Raw genomic sequence first — 18,577 nt, forward strand, 5'->3', positions numbered from 1 at the left:
TGCTTTACATATACATTCCGCCATTAACGTGAATAGTTTGACCCGTAATATATTTCGCTTTATCTGAAGCTAAGAATGCGACAGTGTTCGCAATATCAGTATCTTCACCGAAACGTGCTAAAGGAATTTGTTCTAACATTTGATCTTTAAGCTCATCACTAAGCGCATCTGTCATATCAGAAACAATAAATCCAGGCGCTACGGCATTAACAGTTATCCCACGTGACGCAAGTTCTCTAGCAGCTGATTTAGTTAAACCAACAACACCCGCTTTAGTAGCTACGTAGTTCGCTTGACCAGGGTTTCCTACTGCGCCAACAACACTTGATAAGTTAATAATTGAACCACCACGTTGACGTAACATTTGAGGTGTGACTTTTTGGATACAATTGAATACACCTTTCAAGTTTGTATCAATCACGTCGTCCCATTCTTGTTCTTTCATACGCATTAAGAGATTATCTCTTGTAATACCAGCATTATTAACTAATACATCAACAGAACCAAATTGACTTACGACCTCTTTAATCATTGCCTTAACTTCATCGCCGTTTGCAACGTTAGCTTGGATGGCAAAGCTGTCTACACCTTTAGCTTTAATTTCTTCAACCACAGCTTCTGCTTTGTCTTTACTACCTGCATAATTGACAGCAACGTTGTATCCTTCTTCAGCTAATTGTAATGCAATACTACGACCGATACCACGTGAAGCTCCTGTTACTAAAGCACTTTTACTCATTTTCATTCCATCCTTTCACATCTTCAAGTGTTTGAATTGAAGTAATTTTAACGTCTCTATTAATTTTCTTGATTAATCCTGAAAGTACCTTTCCTGGACCAATTTCAATAAAGTGATCTACGCCTTGCTCAATGAGCCACTCAGTAGATTTAATAAATTGAACGGGAGAATATAATTGTTTAACCATATTATGTTTAATTACTTCTGCATCTGTTTCACCTTGAGCATTATAATTCTGCACAACAGGAAACTGAGCATCATTCCAATTAAATTGATTGATATAAGAAGCAAAGTCTTCTTCTATCACGCTCATCATTGATGAATGAAATGGACCGGAAACTGCTAAAGGAAGTACACGTTTTGCCCCTAAAGATTTTCCTTCTTCCACTAACTTATCAATAAGTGTTTTGTGACCTGAGACCACAATTTGTCCTGGTGAATTAATATTAGCTGGTTCAATTAATTCATCCTCATTTGATAAATCCTTACAAATCTTGTCTACTTCTTCATAATCTAAACCTAACACAGCAGCCATGCTACCTACACCATTAGGAAACGCTTGTGCCATTAATTGACCACGTTTACGTACAATTTTCACTGCATCTTCAAATGAAAGTACACCACTTGCTACTAAACTTGAATACTCTCCTAAACTATGCCCCATAGTATAATCAGCATTTAAATCTTTTAAAGCTGTTAATAACGCTACACTATGAGTGAGTAACGCTGGTTGAGTATTTTCAGTTTCACCTAATTTACCTTCTTCATCAGTAAACATTGTTTCTAGTAAATCGAAGTCTAGTGACGTTTGTGCTTGATTTAAAATTTCAGTCGAACGTGTTTCTTCATTATATAAGTCGCTCGCCATTCCAACTTTTTGAGCACCTTGTCCTGGAAAAATAATTGCTGTTTTACTCACTTTTTCCACCTACCGTTTCCCTCATTGTTTGTACTATATTTTCTTCACCAGCGATTTTAGCTTGTCTAATCGCTGAATAAAATGCTTTAGCATTAGAACTACCATGCGCTTTGACAACAGTACCATCTAAACCTAATAGCACTGAACCACCATATTCAGAGTAATCCATTTTCTTAGCAAATGTTTCTAAATCTTTTTTAAGTACAGCACCTGCTAATTTATTTTTTAAACTGCCCATAATCGTTTCTTTTAACATTTTACCAATAGATTTTGCCGTACCTTCTAAGTTTTTCAACACCATGTTTCCAGTATAGCCGTCAGTAACAACGACATCTGTATTACCATCCATCAATGTTTTTGCTTCTATATTGCCTTGGAAGTTGAAAGAATTATTTTTTTCGAATAATTCATAGGCTTTTTTCGTCAATGAATTACCTTTCGCAGCTTCAGTCCCAATGTTAAGAAGTGAGACTGATGGATTGTTAATACCGCGAATCTTCTGAGCATAAATATTACCTAATTGTGCGTATTGTAATAAATGTTCAGCTTTAGCGTCAGCATTGGCACCAACATCTAAGAAGACAAATCCTTTACCGTCTGTAGTAGGTAATGTGACAACAAGTGCTGGTCTCGCTACGCCTTTAATACGACCAACAATAAATAGTCCTGCTGACATTAATGCCCCAGTATTACCCGCAGAAACACAACCATCCGCTTCACCAGATTTGACTGCTTCTGCCATTTTAACCATCGAACTATCTTTCTTACGTTTAATTGCACGAACTGGCTCATCTTCCATTTCAATTTTTTCAGAACAATGTCTGAAATCAATACGATCATGATTTAAATTATATTGTTCTTTATCACCGAAAAGAATAATCTCTAAATCTTTAAAGTCTTCTACAGCTTTTTTAACTGCATCGAGTACGATACCTGGCGCGTCATCTCCGCCCATCATATCAACTGCAATTTTAACCATTGAATTCATCCTCACTTATATAGAACATTTTAAATTTCCCTTTAAAAACTAACTTGTCTTTAACAAATGAATTTACTTCTATTACATAATGTTTACTTGTTTTATTTATTACTTGAGCTTCTGCTCTTACCGTATCATTTAATTTTACTTTTTCGACAAATTCAACCTGACTTTCTTGAGTCAATACTGTTGGATTATGTATAAGTGCTACGCATAGAGAGTTTGACTGAGCAAAGAGAATATGTCCCCTTGCGATTTGTGTTTTTGCAAAAACGTAGTCTTCAGTAATTTCTATGAGAGACTGTGCTTTTACATCTGGCTCTACTTGAATTAAATCACCAATAATTTCATTGGCTTCAATAGACTTAATTTGTCCATAATTCTGTTCAGCCACAAGTTTAATTCTCTTGCGCAACTCTGGAATATTTAAATGCGTACGGTCTAAGCGAATCGTCTGAATACTAACATCAAACTTTTCACAAAGTTCATTATCTGTAATAAAGGGGTTGGCTTCAATTGCATTTCGAATTGCTATTCTGCGTTCGTCTTTCTTTAGCTTCAAACTCTCACCCCTCAATTTAGTACCAAGTCTTAAATATTCCTCACATATCATAACACTTTCTTATTCAATTCCTCAACAAATAACTGCACTGTGGTCATCTTTTCTACTATAAAAAAATTCTATCATTTAAATATGCACTATAGCCTGTGCCCTGTGGTTTCAATCCTCGGCTAGCACTTTCCGTTGACTTTCGCTTACGAAAGCCTCTTTGCTGGGGCCCCAATCCCCAGCTTGCACTGCCTGTTGACTTTCGCTTACGAAAGCCTCTTTGCTGGGGCCCCGATCCCCGGCTTGCACTGTCCGTTGACTTTCGTTTACGAAAGTCTCTTTGCTGGGGTCCCGCTAGTCAAAGTTTGTATCTAAGAGGTTGTTTTGGATGAAGTTTCTGAGTTGTGTGTAGTTATTTTGGAAGAATTGACCGGTTTGTATGAGTTGGGCCGCTTCGTCTCTAGCGACTTCGAGCATGCGATAGTCTTCAACGATATTAGCTACAAGGAAGTCTGGAAGTCCGCTTTGTTTTACGCCAAAGAAGTCTCCTGGTCCACGCATTTCTAGATCTCGTTCGCTTAGTTCGAATCCATCTGTAGTTTGAGTCATAATCGTCATTCTCTCAATACCTGTTTCAGTTTTAGGAGAGGCAATGAGCACACAATAACTTTGGTGTTCACTTCTACCCACACGACCACGTAATTGATGAAGTGTTGATAATCCAAAGCGATCAGCATCGTAAATCATCATAAATGTTGCGTTAGGTACGTTAACACCCACTTCAACAACAGTGGTTGAAACTAAAATATCTATTTCATGATTACTGAACCTCTGCATCACGTCATCTTTTTCTTCAGCAGTTAATTTCCCGTGTAACAATCCAACTTTTTCAGTTCCATAGTATTGTTGCAACGATTCATACAGGGCCACCACATTCTGAACATCTTCTAAATGTTCTGAGCTCTCAATCAATGGACATATCACATAGGCTTGTCTACCCTTTCGCAATTCACTTGTCATTTGTGTTAGCACTTGATCATATCGTTCATGTTTAGCCCAACTTGTGATAATAGGCTTTCGCCCTTTAGGCAATTGTTTAATCGAAGAAACATCCATTTCTCCGAAAACAGAAATCGCCAAAGTACGTGGTATTGGCGTTGCTGTCATGAAGAGTACATTGGTCATCGCGCCTTTTTCTCTTAATGATTGACGTTGATTCACACCAAATCGATGTTGCTCATCCGTAATAACTAGGCCTACATTTTCAAAAATAACATCGTCTTGAATAAGCGCATGTGTACCTATTAAACAATCAATTGAGCCGTTCTCCAACTGCTCTAAAAGAATACGACGCTTCTTACCCTTAACCGAACCAGTTAAAAGTGCAACATTCATCGTATCTCTAAATAACTCTATTAAACTTTCCGCGTGTTGCTCTGCCAAAATTTCAGTCGGTACCATTAATGCGGATTGATAGCCAGCTGTCTTTAAGGCATACATACAAATAGCTGCTACGACTGTTTTACCAGAGCCGACGTCACCTTGAAGTAAACGATGCATTCGAATTGGCGCCTTTAAATCTCTAAATATTTCATTAACACTCGTCTTTTGAGCGTCTGTTAACTCGAAAGGTAAATGGTCTATGAATTCCTTAACTTTATTGATATCATAATCAATTTCAATTGCCTCGTCTGAAGTTTTCTCCAATCGATTCAACCATTGCATACGCAATTCAAACATAAAGAGTTCCGTAAAAGCATATGTACGTCTTGCTCTTAATAAACTTTGTTTATCTTTAGGATGATGTAATGTGCGGAGGGTGTATTCTAATGTTTCTAATTTGTACTTTTCTCTTAAATCATCGGATAACCATTCATGTATCGTTACGTCCTCTAACGCTTGTCTGATATTATCTCGAATTTGTTTCTGCTTAATTCCCTCTTTAATACGATACACAGGTTCTAATTGAACGTCATCTTGAGTCGTTTGTTCATTAAAGAACATGCGATTTCCGTTGATTTCTTGCTTAGCACGATTCCATTTACCTTTGACGGTAACAGTACCATGTAATTCGATTTTCTTTTTTAAATAGGGTTGATTGAAAAAGACACACTTCACAGCAATATTGTTTACCATGATGTGAACAGTTAATTTGGATTTATTTCTACCAAAAAAAGCTACAGCAGGCGTTGAATAGACTTCACCTTGTACTGTAACAGTGGATTGATCTTCAGCTTGATTTAAATCAATGACTGTATTGTCCTCGTAACGAGTAGGTAAATACAATACAAGATCTTCGTCGGTATGTATATTTAATTCTTCTAATAGTGTTAATCGTTTGGGACCGATGCCCTTAATTTTATCTAGAGTGTAAGGACTCTCGATTAAATGCACTTTTGTCATGATCCATCACCTAATACTTTTTGTCGTTTTCATTAGTACTTAAATTATATTCTATCATGTTCATCGTAATAATTTGATTGACACGTATTATATTTTTCTTCACTCACTTGGAATATAAAAAGGCGCCCGAAAAGTTAGAATTTTGGGCCAACTTTTTGGGCGCTTTCATAATGGAAATATTATCATCAGTCCGCCATCACTGACTAAGTGAGTTTAAAATGATTATCTTACCTCACATGCATAATTATCTTTATCTCTATCTAGTTTTGGTTGATATGCTGGATGTCCTTTTCTAACACCATGAGGATATTTTTTTCTTAAAGCAGTACAATTTTTAAAATATTCTTTTTTAGCTTTAGCTCTTGAAGATTTTTTTGATTTTTTAGAAGAATAATGCGTTATTGATTTTTTGGTAGTAGCAGTGTGCTTAGCTGTTTTAATATTTTTCGCTGAAGTTAAAGACGTGTTGACTGCGTTTTCTTCGCTCCAAATATTTAATTTTTCAGTCTTCGCTTTTGCTTCACTTTCCCTGATCATTTTTTCATAAGTATTGTTTGGTGGGTAAACGTATTTAACCCTAGCAAGACCATCTCTTACAAGTGCATTGTTTACCATTACGCCGTCAGCATAGACATAAGCCAAATATCTTCCGTATTTATCAGTTTTTTGACCTTTGTCAAATTCTACTTCAATTTTTTTGGCGTTCGTCATCATTTTAGTAGTAAACGCACTTGCCTCAGGACCATATTTTTGAACTGGTTTTCTTGGGTCTTTCGTCTCTGGTGTGTCAATAAGTAATAATCTAAATGTTGCCACTTTACCTTTATAATTCAACTTTACTGTATCGCCATCAACCACTTTTACTAATGTAGCTTTCTCTTTATGTAATCCATTTGCTGCTTGTGCTTGGTTGAGATTTAAAGATTGACCTAACGTAGATAACAGAATAGTGAATATAAGAATAAGTGAGAAAAAGTGTGTAGATTTTACATTATACTTTCGAGTGACATACTTTTGAACAGAAATAACTACAGAACACAAAGTTAAAAGTAACAATAAAAAAATTATCTTTTCCATTTTACACCTCTATTATTTGTAATATACATTCATTTTATAACATTTTAACCATAATTAGTGTATATTTTTTGTAAAAAAAGTATTTAGAACTTAAATGCGACACTATATATGTATTTTGATTTTTTATTTTCTATAGTGGATTTAAAAATATGGTAATATATCTTAAATTTCAAGATATAAAATTAAATAAGCTCTTAAAATGAATTACGTTAAAAATTCATTTTAAGAGCTTTTATATAAGTGTTACGCCTTATATTTATTTATGTTTTTATTCAATTTATTTTCTAATGTCATGAATATGAGACATTTGTTCCATTCTTTTTTCTGCAAAATGTTGTGACGCTTCAAGTGGCGTTTCGTTTTGTTCTTTAGAAATATCAAAGATGTGTTTTAATATTTGATCGATGCCTTCAATACTTTCTTTTGCACGGTCTTCATTGTAACCATTTAATTCATCCGCAGTATTGATAACCCCACCACTATTAACAATATAGTCTGGCGCATATAAAATACCTTTATCTTCTAACATTTTACTATGTGCATCTTCATCTTTTAATTGGTTATTCGCAGAGCCACAAACTGCCTTCACTTTTAATTGTGGAATCGTATCATCATTTAAGATACCGCCAAGTGCACAAGGGGCAAATATATCTGCATCAGCTGAGAATATATCATCAGGTTCTACAAATTGAGCATTGAAATCATCTACAGCACGTTGTGCATTATCTTTATTAATATCAGTGACAATTAAATTCACACCATCTTCATTTAATAAGCGACATAACTCATAAGAAACATGGCCAACACCTTGCACGGCAACAGTTTTACCTTCTAATGATTCATTATCAAATTTTTCTTTCGCTGTACGTTTCATAGCAATATAAATACCATACGCAGTCATTGGACTTGGGTTACCTGCAGAACCAAATGATTTACTTGTACCGCAAACATATGGTGTTTCTTTATAAATTAAGTTCATTACATGTTCTGAAGTACCAACATCCTCAGCTGTATAATAACGACCATTTAATGTATTAACATAACGTCCTAAAGCTCTATAAAATGCTTCTTCATTTTCCTTATCAGGAGCTCCCATCACTACTGTCTTACCTCCGCCTAGGTCTAAGCCAGCAGCAGCATTCTTATAAGTCATTCCTCTAGCTAAATTCATAGCATCTTCAATGGCTTCTTGTTCTGATGCATAGTCATTTCTAACACGACAACCACCTAATGCCGGACCAAGCGTTGTATCATGAATACAAATTATTGCTTTTAGTCCTGTAGCTTTATCTTGGCAAAAGACAATTTGTTCATAATCTTTTTGCTCCATTGTTTCAAAAATCATTAAGAATACCCCTCTCTTATAATTAATATCCATCAATTCTCTACCCTGACATCTCGCGATTAACCTCAATTTAAAACACACACAATATTAGTTATATTAAGAATTATAAGAAAATTTTAAAATCAATATAAATGTTATTGTTCAAAATTAAAAACGGTAACTTCTATTTCATTTAAAAATAGAAATTACCGTTAAATATTAATCATTCAATTTTATTTTAAATACCAAATAATTAACTACTCGACTGCAAAGAAATATTGATAAATCGGTTGTCCGCCCTCATGTTGTTCAATTTCAACATCTGGATACGTAGACTCAACCCATTCAATCAGTTGATCAGTTACACTTTGATTAGAATCTTCTCCAATAATCATAGTTAAAATTTCACTATCTTCAGATAAAAGTTTTTCAAGTAATCCTTTAACTGCCGTAAATTGATCCGCATCACTTGTCACAATTTTATCTTCTGCAAGACCCATAAATTCGTCTTTTTTAATTTCAATTCCATCAATTTTAGTGTCTCTCACAGCGAAAGTTACTGAACCAGATTGTACTGTTTCTAAAGCTGTTTCCATATGATTTTTATTTTCATCAAGAGATGAAGCTTCATCATACTGGTATAAAGCTGTGATACCCTGTGGTATAGATTTAGTAGGAATAACAACTGTTTCTGCATCTACGATACTTGCAGCTTGTTCACTAGCCATTAAGATATTTTTATTATTCGGTAAAATAATCGCACGTTTACATTTCGACTGTTCTATTACTTTAACAATGTCTTCAGTTGAAGGATTCATGGTTTGACCGCCACTTATAATGTGTGTTGCTCCCATTGATTTGAATAATTCAGAGATCCCTTCGCCCATAGAAATAGTAATAACTGCCGTTTCCACAGTTTGAGGTGCATCTTGATCTTTACGATCTTGACCGTTTTGTTCTTTTCGAATAACTTCTCTATGCTGTTCTCTCATATTCTCAACTTTAAGTTTAATTAATTCACCGTATTGTTGGCCATAATTAAAAACATCTCCAGGATGTTCAGTATGAACATGGACTTTAACTATTTCATCATCGTTAATAACAAGTAATGAATCTCCGAATTCGCTCATATCATTACGAAATTCTTGTTCTTCAAATGTTTTTTTATTTTTACCGAAACGTACCATCATTTCCGTACAATAACCATAAACAATATCTTCAGTATTAATTACACCGTGAAAATCATGATCATCATTTACAAGTGTTTCAGTATCTAATTTTGGAGTTTTAGCTTCAACTTTTTCTCCTTTTAGACCTTTTAAGAAACCTTCATAAACGCATAATAATCCTTTACCACCACTATCAACGACGCCTACTTCTTTTAGAACAGCTAATAAATTAGGTGTATTATCTAAAGATCCTTTTGCAGCACTAATCGTATGTTCCATTAATTCAACACAATCTTCAGTATCTTGAGCTTTTTCAACTGCTGCTTGTGCAGCGTCTTTAGCTACTGTTAAAATTGTGCCTTCAACAGGTTTCATGACTGCCTTATATGCAGTTTCTACGCCCGCTTGAAAACTGTCAGCGAGTTGTTGCGCGTTAATTTCCTTTTCATTTTCAATATTTTTACAAAAACCTCTAAATAATTGAGAGAGAATGACGCCTGAATTACCGCGTGCACCCATAAGTAGTCCTTTAGAAAACGTTTTTCCTAATTCTCCGATATTTTGAGATAAATTATTTTCAACTTCTTCTCGTCCTGAAGTAATGGTTAAATTCATATTCGTCCCTGTATCTCCGTCTGGAACAGGATACACGTTTAATGAATCTACTAAATCTGCATTATTTGATAAATTTTGAGCCCCTTGTATAATCATATCGGCAAATAATTTACCATTTATTTTGCTAATCATTTCACGTTGTCCTCCTAAAGCTTTTTGCCTGTATCGTTTACACGTACACCTTGTACGAAAATATTAATAGAATTTACTTTTACGTTGAGTGTCTTTTCTAAGGTATATTTAACTGTCGATTGCAGATTGCTAGCTACTTCTGATATTTTCACACCATAACTCACAATAATGTACATATCGACATCTATTGTTCCATTTTCTTCTCTTACTTTGATACCTTTAGCATAATTTTCATGACCTAGAATTTCAGCAATACCATCCCTTACTTGCTGTCTAGAAGCCATACCAACTATGCCATAACTTTCAACGGCCTTTCCACCTACCACTGATGCTATCACTTCATTTGAAATATCAATTTTACCGTAGTCGTTTGAGATTTCTAATGTCATTTTCATTTCCTCCTGAAAATTACAAGGTTTATGTTATATGTTAAAGGTATTTAAATTTCAATTTAGGTCTTTCACATATGATTTCAATTAAAATTCTTGAAAATTAAAAAATTGCCAATGTTCAAAATGTCATCGAACTTGTTTTAATTACGATATCATTAATTACTATTTATAAATTCATTGTATAAATTTAACTATATCTTTACAATATCATACTATATAACTCCACAGCTTACAATTATACCATAAATAATGGTTGAATAACGTTGTGATTTGTATTTATTTTAACTAAATATTGCTCTAAAGACGTATATGTGTTATCTTATTAAAGTATATAAGTAGTAATGTGTATTTATATTTATTAAAGGAGGTACTTTCATGGGTAAACAATGTTACGTAACAGGTCGTAAAGCTTCGACTGGTAATAATCGTTCACACGCTTTAAATGCGAACAAACGCAGATGGAACGCTAACCTTCAAAAAGTTAGAATCCTTGTAGACGGAAAACCTAAAAAAGTTTGGGTTTCTGCACGTGCTTTAAAATCTGGTAAAGTTACTAGAGTTTAATAGCTTGTCGACAAAGTAAAAATGATTAAGCAGACTTATAGAAAACCCTTCTCAATCGAGGAGTCGAAATGCATAACGACGGGATTTTACTATTAGTAAATGAGCTAGGCATGCATAAGACGACGATGAGTGAAAGAGTTTGTCTACAGTCTGGTTTAATAAATATAATGCACAAAAAATGACCTTATGTGGAGGATCACATTTTTAAGACCTTAAAGGCGCTCAGCCTCTAAGGTCTTTTTTAGTTTATATTAACTTTTCCATTAAAACTTCAATCCGTACTGCGCATCTGTAAAACTTGACCTTTTTCAACACGAACTGTAGCAACATTATCTACTATTTCATTTGAAATGGTTAATGTTGAACCAACTTCTAACTGTTCATGATTAAGATTATACTTAAACCCATCTAATGATAATATAACCTCACCATTTAATGGAATGAATGAAATATATGGATAAGAAGTATCTCTCTTGATTCGATGCTCCCCTACATCTATGAGTGTTATATCATTTTGTATATCAATCACTCTAAGTTGAATGTGACGTTCGAGATATTGTGATTTCTGTAAAATTTGAAGCACGCCCATGAAATGATCTAATCTTCCACCAGTTGCTCCGTATATATTAATCTCAGAATACCCTTGTTCAACTGCTTTTTCTACGCCTAAAGCTAAATCGGTATCATCTTTTTCTGCTTTAACAGGATGGATATTCAATTGATTCTTTAATATTTGACGTTCCTCATCATTTACAGAATCGAAGTCACCTACTGAGAATACAGGTTCAATACCATTTTCAATGAGTACAAGCGCACCTCTATCGACACCTGCCCACTTTGCACTCTTTTTCATTTTAAAAAGAGATTGAGGCAATAGTCGCTGAGAACATAGTAAATTGATTTCCATAACATCAACCTTTCAATGTTTCAGTTACTTGTGCATAATTGTCTTGTTTAAAGAAATATGACCCAGTTACTAACATTGTAGCACCCTGTTCAATACAAACTTTGCTCGTTTGATCGTTGATACCACCGTCAACTTCAATATCAAAAGTTAAATTATTCTCATGTTTAAGTTGATTAAGTTGTTCAATTTTATTAATACATTGTTCGATGAAAGACTGTCCTCCAAATCCAGGATTAACAGTCATAACCAAAACATAGTCCACATTACTTAATACTGGTAAAATTGTTTCAACTGGCGTGCCAGGGTTAATCACTACACCTGCTTTTTTATTCAATTGTTTAATTTCTTCAATTGCACTATGAATATGTGGCGTAGCTTCAACATGTACCGAAATCATATCAGCACCATGTTCTGCAAACAGCTTTATATATTTTTCTGGTTGTTCAATCATTAAGTGAACATCTATAGGTAAATTCGAATAGCTTTTGACAGCGTCTAAAAGTGGTATACCTATAGAAATATTAGGAACAAATTGGCCATCCATCACATCAAAATGTAACCCATCAACATTCGCTTTTTCTAATTGGTCTAATTCTTCTTTTAAATTTAAAAAATCAACTGATAAAAGTGAAGGTAAAACTTTAACCATTTAATATCGTACCTTTCTATTAGAGATTTCATTAAATAACTGTAAATAATGATCATATCTAAACTGAGCAATGTTTCCCTCTTCTACTTGATTTTTCACATTGCATTTTGGTTCCTTAATATGATTACAATTTCTAAATTTACAACTTTGTCCTGATTCTTTAATATCCACAAAATAATTCTTTAAATCATCTTTCTCTATATGATCAAAGTCGAGAGCACTAAATCCAGGTGTATCGGCAATAAATCCATGACTTCTTTCATATAATTCGACATGTCTTGTCGTATGTTTACCTCTATTGAGAGACTTTGAAATATCATTTGTTTCAAGGTTTAACTCAGGTTGATAGTGATTAAGAAAAGTTGTTTTACCGACACCGGATTGACCACTTAATACGATTAAACCTTTACGCCATTTTTCCACAATTTTTATTTTATCATCTTTTTTTCCAATAAATTGCGTAGAATAACCTATATCTTCATATATCTTCAACATATCTTCAATGTATTCTATTTCATCAGATGAAGCCAAATCTCTCTTAGTAATGAGTATTCTTGGTTCTAGATGATATGAATGAGCAATAACTAAGAAACGATCAAGTAATTGTGTTGAAAATTGAGGTTCTACAGCACTCATCACTATGACAAGTTCATCAATGTTACAAACAGGCGGTCGCTTAAGTTCATTTTCCCTGTCATGTACATGATGGATATAACCTTCTTGTTGATTCTGAACTTCAAAATCTACGATATCTCCTACTATTGGAGAAAACTTCTTCTTTCGAAATAAGCCACGTGGTTTAGTGTCAAAACGAACACCTTCTACATCTACTTGATAAACACCACTTATTAATTTAACGATACGTCCAGTCTTCAAGTTGACACCTCTCTCATTTATTTTACTCTCAATATTATATCAAAATCGCTATGAATATAATATGTAAAACCTTAGTTACCTTGATTCTTCCTATAGTAAAAATTCGAAAATATATCTTGTCACTGTTCATTTCAAGTGCTAAGATTTGTACATCTGTCAAAAAGGAGCGTCAATCATGCCTTATTACAAAACAAATAGGCACATTAATATAATATTATTTATTGGCATTATGCTAGTTGCAGCAAATTTGCGAGCGCCAATAACATCTGTGGGCGTAGCTTTGCCATCAATTAAAGACACATTACATACAACAAATAGCGCACTTAGCTTTATGACTGTTGTTCCTCTCATTGCATTCGGCATCGTCTCTTTTTTCGCATCTAAAATTGGAAATGCTTTCGGTTTAGAAAGAACCATCTTTGTTGCTTTACTATTTATATTTATTGGAATTATTATAAGATCTATCGTTGGACTGAGTTGGTTATATGTTGGAACAATTTTCATTGGTGTGGGTATCGCATTTGGTAACGTCCTTGCCCCAGCAATTATTAAAACTCGCTTTCCAGTATATATGGGGACGATGATGGGCTTATACACTGTCGTTATGAATGTTGTCGGTAGTTTAAGTTCTTCAATTATTAGCCCATTAACAACACATTTTAATTATTCTATTGCTTTAGGAATTATTGCAATCATCACCGCAGTGACTATAATGATTTGGGCATTTCAGTTGAAACAACAACCTCCCGAAGCTGTTAGTAACGTACATAGTCAAATCAATGTATGGAAGTCATTACTTGCATGGAGAGTAACAGTATTCATGGGCGCACAGTCACTCGTTTTTTATACAATCATTAACTGGTTACCAGAATTACTTACAGATCATGGTATTCCATTACAAACATCAGGTATCTATGTTTCATTATTGCAAATCGCAATTATACCTCTAACTTTTGTAACGCCAATTGTTGCTACGAAAATGAAATCCCAAGTACCTTTAACTTTATTAACAAGCATACTCTTTACGATTGGTGTATTATGCTTCATCTTTGTTGATTACAAGTTCGTCTTGGTTGGCATTATACTCATTGGCGTAGCAAGCGGTTTAGCATTTGGATTAGCCAACACATTATTTGTAGTAAGAACCGAAAGTGGTCAAACGGCTGCTAAACTATCAGGTATGGCGCAATCAGTTGGCTATCTACTTGCAGCAATCGGTCCTTTCTTATTCGGAATTTTTCACGATTGGACGCATCAATGGACACTTTCACTCTGCGTTTTATTAATTGCATCCTTACTTATATTAGTATTCGGTACAAAGGCAGGTAGCCAGACTACAATTGAACAGACCAAAGTGAAATAAAAATTATTTAAATTATAATAAAAAGCATCCCTTTATACGTTAATTTTTAAAATTACATACAAAGGGATGCTTTTATTTTTAGTCATCATAGTCGACATCTTTGTCTGCGACAATTTTATCGTCTACGCGCACTGTATAGCCTGCTGTTTTACCTTTTTGAATTTTTAAAGGTATGCTAATTGTCTTATCTTTATTAATTTTATAAGTTTGAGATACAGAACTACCGCTATGATCTTTATCTCTAATGTATACTTCTACTGTTTGACTCTTACCTTTACTACCTGAATATGGTACTTTTACGGTTTCATTGGTTGTTTTAACATCTTCATCATCACTATCGTCTTCTTGTTCACCTTTTGATACAGTTAAATGGATAACAGATCCTTCATCGATAGACTTATTTTTAGGTGATTGTGAAATAACTTTATCTTTCTTAACTTTATCATCATATTCTTGAGTTGCTTGTACTCTAAATCCTTTAGATTCGAGTTCTTTCTTAGCAGTTGAGTAGTCCTTATTTTCATAATCACTGACGTAGACTTGTCGTACACCTAATGATTCATAAATCTTAATATGATGATCGTTTAATGCAACTTCACTGTTAGCAGAGATATTTTGTTCTGAAATCAGTCCTTTTTCAACAGAACGACTGTAAGCTTGTTCAACATCAATATCTTTTAATCCTAAATCTTTTAATTTACTGAGTGCTTTCTCTTTTGGCAAACCAACAAGATTAGGCATTTTTACTTTTTTAGGTCCTTTAGATAAAACGATATCAATGGTATCTCCTTCTTCTACACGTTCACCACTATTTGGATCAGATTTGATGATTTGGTTTTCTGGGTATTTATCACTATAACTTCTTGATATGTCCCCTAAAGATAAATGATGATCTTTTAGAATTTGTTCCGCTTCTTTTTCAGTTTTTCCTGATAAATCTGGCATTTCTTGATATTTATTACCAAATAAACCCATTCCTATAAATCCAATTAGACTAGCAAGTAACAATACAAAAATTAAAGAAAGCACAATAATTTTCACTTTCGAACGTTTCTTTTTATTGTGAGAAGGATAATAGCGTTCTTCTGGTGATTGGAATTCTTGTTGACGTGCTGGCTCATTCACAATTGGAATTTGCATTGTTTGGTTTAAATCATGCTCTCTTTCCGAGCTTTTCATTTTCTTATTTAATTCATCTCTGGTTAAAGGAACCGTTTTCGTTTTATCTAGTTCATACTTACTTTCATTCACACGATTTTCGTGCAACGCGCTTGATAAATCATCATACATTTCTTGTATAGTATGATAACGATTATGTTTATCCTTTTCAGTAGCACGCAAAATAACATTACTGAGAGACTGCGGTACTTCTCCCCGCTTATCAGTCGTAATATTAGGGATAGAATCTTGAATATGCTTAATAGCTATGCTTACAGCAGTTTCTCCATTGAAAGGAGGCTCGCCCACAAGCATTTCATATAACACAATACCAATAGAATAGATATCTGTACCTTCGTCTGTAGACTCACCTTTCGCTTGTTCAGGCGAAAGATATTGAACAGTACCTAAAACATGATTCGTTTGTGTAAGTGATGTCTCACTGAGTGCCTTTGCGATACCAAAATCGAAAATTTTAAGTGTTTTATTTTTATCTATTAAAATATTTTGAGGTTTAATGTCACGATGCACAATCCTCATGTCATGGGCATGTTTAATACCGCTTAAGATTTGCTCTGTAAATTTAATAGCTGTTTCTACAGACAGTGGACCATGATTATGAATATATTCAGCTAGCGTTGGTCCTTTAATGTACTCCATTACTAAATAGAAACATTCATCTTCTTCATCAACATCAATCATACTTACAATATTGTCATGCGAAAGTAAAGATGAATTATGTACTTCCCTTTCGAATCGTTTTAAAGTTTCCTCTTTTTCACGAGGCGGGATAGAAATCGCTTTAATTGCGACTTTTCGATTAAGTATTGTATCCTCAGCTAAATATACAATACTCATTCCGCCGCCACCAAGTTTGTCAATCACTTTATAACGATCGCTAATCATCTTTCCAATCATACTTTATCACCTTCCATAGCAGAAAGTATAAAGCTGACATTATCTTTTGAATCATAAGACATAGCGAGTTGCATTAGCCTCTCACCATAGTCATCAATTGATCCTTCCTGATTGAGTTCTTCTTGAATTTCATAATCTCTTACATAGTCCGTTAGACCATCAGAATTAAGTAAAAGAAAATCATAGAAATGTGTTCGCTTTACAAATAAATCAGGAGATACACGTTTATCTGTACCCATGACTTTAGTAATAATGTTCCTTTGAGGATGATTGAATGCTTCATCTTCTGTGATTTGGCCAGTAATAAGAAGATGATTTACAAATGAATGATCACTTGTAATTTGTTCGATTTGTCTTTGATTAACGACATATGCACGAGAATCTCCAACGTTAGCTACAACTACCTTTTTATCATAAACAATCGCACATACTAGCGTTGTTCCCATGCCATTATATGCAGGATGCTCTTGAGCGTAGTTATACAATTGAAAATTGATATCTTTAATGTTTGAACGCAACCATGATTCAGCTTGATGGATTTCGATAAGGTTTTCTTCTTCAAAACGTTTTTGAAGTTCATTTGTAACGAATTGACTCGCAACTTCACCTGCTTTATGACCACCCATACCATCGCATAATACCAACAATTGTTGATGTGTTTGATTATAAAATATACCGCCAGCGTCTTCATTTTTTTCTCGATGTTGTCCAGTATCAGTGAAAAATTGTGCGTTTAACATATGTCTTTACCTCGTTTCTACTTGTCGTTCCTTTGCCCTTAATTGGCCACACGCTGCATCAATATCTGATCCTTGTTCACGTCTAATTGTAGCATTGATTCCTAATCTCTTTAATTCTTTTTCAAACTTGAAAATATCTTCTCTCGGTGTTTTAACGTAATTACGCTCTGGTACATGGTTCACAGGGATTAAATTCACATGACAGTTAAGATCTTTAATTAGATGTGCTAATTCTCTGGCATGTTCCAGTTGATCATTAACGCCACCAAATAACCCATATTCAAATGTGACACGTCGATTTGTTTTTTCTTGGTAATATTGAATAGCTTCCATTAACTTTTCAACATTATAAGCACGATTAATCGGCATTAATCTTGAGCGGATTTCGTCCTTAGCACCATGAAGGCTTACTGCAAAATTAATTTGAATATCTTCTTCCGCGAAATCATAAATACGAGGAATGATACCTGAAGTTGAAACAGTAATATGACGTGCTCCAATATTTAAACTGTTGTCATCGTTGACAATTCTTAAGAAATCCATCATTTCATCATAATTTTCAAATGGTTCACCAATACCCATTATAACAATTTGAGATACACGTTCATCTGTTTCATCTAAAGCTTTTTGTACGGTTAACACTTGAGATACTATCTCACCAGCTTCTAGGTTACGTTTTAAACCACCTAATGTTGAAGCACAAAATGTACATCCGATACGACAACCAACTTGCGTCGTAACGCAAACAGAATTGCCATATTCATGTCTCATCAACACTGTTTCGATTGTATAACCATCTTGTAACTCAAATAAAAACTTGATTGTGCCATCCTTACTTTCTTGTTTTACAACTGTAGTTAGTGTCGTCATTGCGAAATTATCTTTTAATACTTGACGCAAATCCTTTGATAGATTTGTCATTTCATCAATACTATTTACGCGTTTCTGGTATAACCACTCAAAAATTTGTTTCGCTCTAAATTTTTGCTGACCATGGTCAATGAGCCATTGCTGCATTTCATCATAACGCAAAGAGTAGATTGATTGCTTTTCGAAATCAGGTAAGAACTTGTTCTTTTTCTTTTTTTCTGCAGTAATCATCC

Annotated in this window: 17 protein-coding genes and 1 pseudogene; 2 read left to right on the forward strand and 16 right to left on the reverse strand. The window is 34.2% G+C overall.

Annotated elements, in window-relative coordinates:
• Positions 1-4 precede the first annotated feature (4 nt).
• The 10 genes and pseudogenes from fabG to CD155_RS03325 all read right to left on the reverse strand — a co-directional run bounded on the left by fabG (position 5) and on the right by CD155_RS03325 (position 10,296).
• Positions 5-739: a 3-oxoacyl-[acyl-carrier-protein] reductase gene (gene fabG / locus CD155_RS03285; protein WP_037541397.1), complete on the reverse strand. Its 735-nt coding sequence runs from the start codon at positions 737-739 to the stop codon at positions 5-7.
• Positions 732-1,658: an ACP S-malonyltransferase gene (gene fabD / locus CD155_RS03290; protein WP_037541396.1), complete on the reverse strand. Its 927-nt coding sequence runs from the start codon at positions 1,656-1,658 to the stop codon at positions 732-734. The genes fabG and fabD overlap by 8 nt, the downstream gene beginning before the upstream one ends.
• Entirely contained in the window at positions 1,651-2,637 is a 987-nt protein-coding gene (gene plsX / locus CD155_RS03295; RefSeq protein ID WP_037541395.1) for a phosphate acyltransferase PlsX, read from the reverse strand. The genes fabD and plsX overlap by 8 nt, the downstream gene beginning before the upstream one ends.
• Positions 2,630-3,199: a transcription factor FapR gene (gene fapR, locus CD155_RS03300; protein ID WP_044466285.1), complete on the reverse strand. Its 570-nt coding sequence runs from the start codon at positions 3,197-3,199 to the stop codon at positions 2,630-2,632. The genes plsX and fapR overlap by 8 nt, the downstream gene beginning before the upstream one ends.
• Positions 3,200-3,541: 342 nt before the next feature.
• A complete protein-coding gene (recG, locus tag CD155_RS03305) occupies positions 3,542-5,590 on the reverse strand; it encodes an ATP-dependent DNA helicase RecG (RefSeq protein WP_103212503.1) in 2,049 nt (682 codons plus the stop codon).
• A gap of 222 nt (positions 5,591-5,812) precedes the next feature.
• Positions 5,813-6,082, reverse strand: coding sequence for an excalibur calcium-binding domain-containing protein (locus tag CD155_RS13060; RefSeq protein ID WP_232019016.1), 270 nt, complete (start codon positions 6,080-6,082; stop codon positions 5,813-5,815).
• Positions 6,062-6,667 (reverse strand): annotated as a pseudogene (locus tag CD155_RS03310) (thermonuclease family protein); the annotation flags it as partial. The gene CD155_RS13060 and the pseudogene CD155_RS03310, both read right to left, overlap by 21 nt.
• Before the next feature lie 277 nt (positions 6,668-6,944).
• The gene (locus CD155_RS03315) at positions 6,945-8,012 is read right to left on the reverse strand and encodes a Leu/Phe/Val dehydrogenase (RefSeq protein WP_103212504.1); all 1,068 of its coding nucleotides are present in this window, start codon (positions 8,010-8,012) and stop codon (positions 6,945-6,947) included.
• 236 nt (positions 8,013-8,248) lie between these two features.
• Entirely contained in the window at positions 8,249-9,907 is a 1,659-nt protein-coding gene (fakA, locus tag CD155_RS03320; RefSeq protein WP_103212505.1) for a fatty acid kinase catalytic subunit FakA, read from the reverse strand.
• A gap of 14 nt (positions 9,908-9,921) precedes the next feature.
• Positions 9,922-10,296 (reverse strand): Asp23/Gls24 family envelope stress response protein, encoded by a 375-nt coding sequence (locus tag CD155_RS03325; protein WP_037541388.1) that lies wholly within the window; start codon positions 10,294-10,296, stop codon positions 9,922-9,924.
• Positions 10,297-10,674: 378 nt separating this feature from the next.
• Between CD155_RS03325 and rpmB the strand changes: the two genes are divergently transcribed.
• Positions 10,675-10,863 carry a 50S ribosomal protein L28 gene (rpmB, locus tag CD155_RS03330; protein ID WP_002435210.1) on the forward strand — a complete coding sequence of 63 codons (189 nt, stop codon included), beginning with the start codon at positions 10,675-10,677 and terminating at the stop codon, positions 10,861-10,863.
• Between the two features lie 271 nt (positions 10,864-11,134).
• On the opposite strand, the gene CD155_RS03335 is transcribed toward rpmB, so the two are convergent.
• From CD155_RS03335 to rsgA, 3 genes are read right to left on the reverse strand one after another with little or no spacing between them, the layout of a single operon-like run.
• Positions 11,135-11,770 (reverse strand): thiamine diphosphokinase, encoded by a 636-nt coding sequence (locus CD155_RS03335; RefSeq protein ID WP_103212506.1) that lies wholly within the window; start codon positions 11,768-11,770, stop codon positions 11,135-11,137.
• A gap of 4 nt (positions 11,771-11,774) precedes the next feature.
• Positions 11,775-12,419 (reverse strand): ribulose-phosphate 3-epimerase, encoded by a 645-nt coding sequence (gene rpe, locus CD155_RS03340; RefSeq protein WP_002442490.1) that lies wholly within the window; start codon positions 12,417-12,419, stop codon positions 11,775-11,777.
• The gene (rsgA, locus tag CD155_RS03345; RefSeq protein ID WP_103212507.1) at positions 12,420-13,295 is read right to left on the reverse strand and encodes a ribosome small subunit-dependent GTPase A; all 876 of its coding nucleotides are present in this window, start codon (positions 13,293-13,295) and stop codon (positions 12,420-12,422) included. It abuts the gene before it with no gap.
• Positions 13,296-13,470: 175 nt separating this feature from the next.
• On the opposite strand from rsgA, the gene CD155_RS03350 reads away from it, so the two are divergent.
• On the forward strand, positions 13,471-14,658 hold the full coding sequence (locus CD155_RS03350) for a CynX/NimT family MFS transporter (protein ID WP_070872769.1): 1,188 nt from the start codon (positions 13,471-13,473) through the stop codon (positions 14,656-14,658).
• Between the two features lie 78 nt (positions 14,659-14,736).
• Here the strand turns inward: CD155_RS03350 and pknB are convergent, their stop codons facing one another.
• The 3 genes from pknB to rlmN are packed head-to-tail and all read right to left on the reverse strand — an operon-like array spanning position 14,737 to position 18,575.
• Complete coding sequence (gene pknB, locus CD155_RS03355) at positions 14,737-16,734, reverse strand: Stk1 family PASTA domain-containing Ser/Thr kinase (protein ID WP_103212508.1); 1,998 nt, start codon at positions 16,732-16,734, stop codon at positions 14,737-14,739.
• Entirely contained in the window at positions 16,731-17,474 is a 744-nt protein-coding gene (locus CD155_RS03360) for a Stp1/IreP family PP2C-type Ser/Thr phosphatase (RefSeq protein WP_103212509.1), read from the reverse strand. The genes pknB and CD155_RS03360 overlap by 4 nt, the downstream gene beginning before the upstream one ends.
• Positions 17,475-17,480: 6 nt before the next feature.
• Positions 17,481-18,575 (reverse strand): dual-specificity RNA methyltransferase RlmN, encoded by a 1,095-nt coding sequence (gene rlmN, locus CD155_RS03365; RefSeq protein WP_002442485.1) that lies wholly within the window; start codon positions 18,573-18,575, stop codon positions 17,481-17,483.
• Positions 18,576-18,577 lie beyond the last annotated feature (2 nt).

The sequence above is a fragment of the Staphylococcus caprae genome, assembly GCF_002902725.1.
Taxonomy (GTDB): Bacteria; Bacillota; Bacilli; order Staphylococcales; family Staphylococcaceae; genus Staphylococcus; species Staphylococcus caprae.

Coding starts and splice junctions, on each gene's coding strand:
- CD155_RS03360 (WP_103212509.1), bottom strand. CDS start 17,474: ATGTTAAACGCACAATTTTTCACTGATACTGGACAACATCGAGAAAAA.
- plsX (WP_037541395.1), bottom strand. CDS start 2,637: ATGGTTAAAATTGCAGTTGATATGATGGGCGGAGATGACGCGCCAGGT.
- fakA (WP_103212505.1), bottom strand. CDS start 9,907: ATGATTAGCAAAATAAATGGTAAATTATTTGCCGATATGATTATACAA.
- rpmB (WP_002435210.1), top strand. CDS start 10,675: ATGGGTAAACAATGTTACGTAACAGGTCGTAAAGCTTCGACTGGTAAT.
- fabG (WP_037541397.1), bottom strand. CDS start 739: ATGAGTAAAAGTGCTTTAGTAACAGGAGCTTCACGTGGTATCGGTCGT.
- recG (WP_103212503.1), bottom strand. CDS start 5,590: ATGACAAAAGTGCATTTAATCGAGAGTCCTTACACTCTAGATAAAATT.
- CD155_RS03315 (WP_103212504.1), bottom strand. CDS start 8,012: ATGATTTTTGAAACAATGGAGCAAAAAGATTATGAACAAATTGTCTTT.
- CD155_RS03350 (WP_070872769.1), top strand. CDS start 13,471: ATGCCTTATTACAAAACAAATAGGCACATTAATATAATATTATTTATT.
- rlmN (WP_002442485.1), bottom strand. CDS start 18,575: ATGATTACTGCAGAAAAAAAGAAAAAGAACAAGTTCTTACCTGATTTC.
- CD155_RS03335 (WP_103212506.1), bottom strand. CDS start 11,770: ATGGAAATCAATTTACTATGTTCTCAGCGACTATTGCCTCAATCTCTT.
- pknB (WP_103212508.1), bottom strand. CDS start 16,734: ATGATTGGAAAGATGATTAGCGATCGTTATAAAGTGATTGACAAACTT.
- rpe (WP_002442490.1), bottom strand. CDS start 12,419: ATGGTTAAAGTTTTACCTTCACTTTTATCAGTTGATTTTTTAAATTTA.
- CD155_RS03325 (WP_037541388.1), bottom strand. CDS start 10,296: ATGACATTAGAAATCTCAAACGACTACGGTAAAATTGATATTTCAAAT.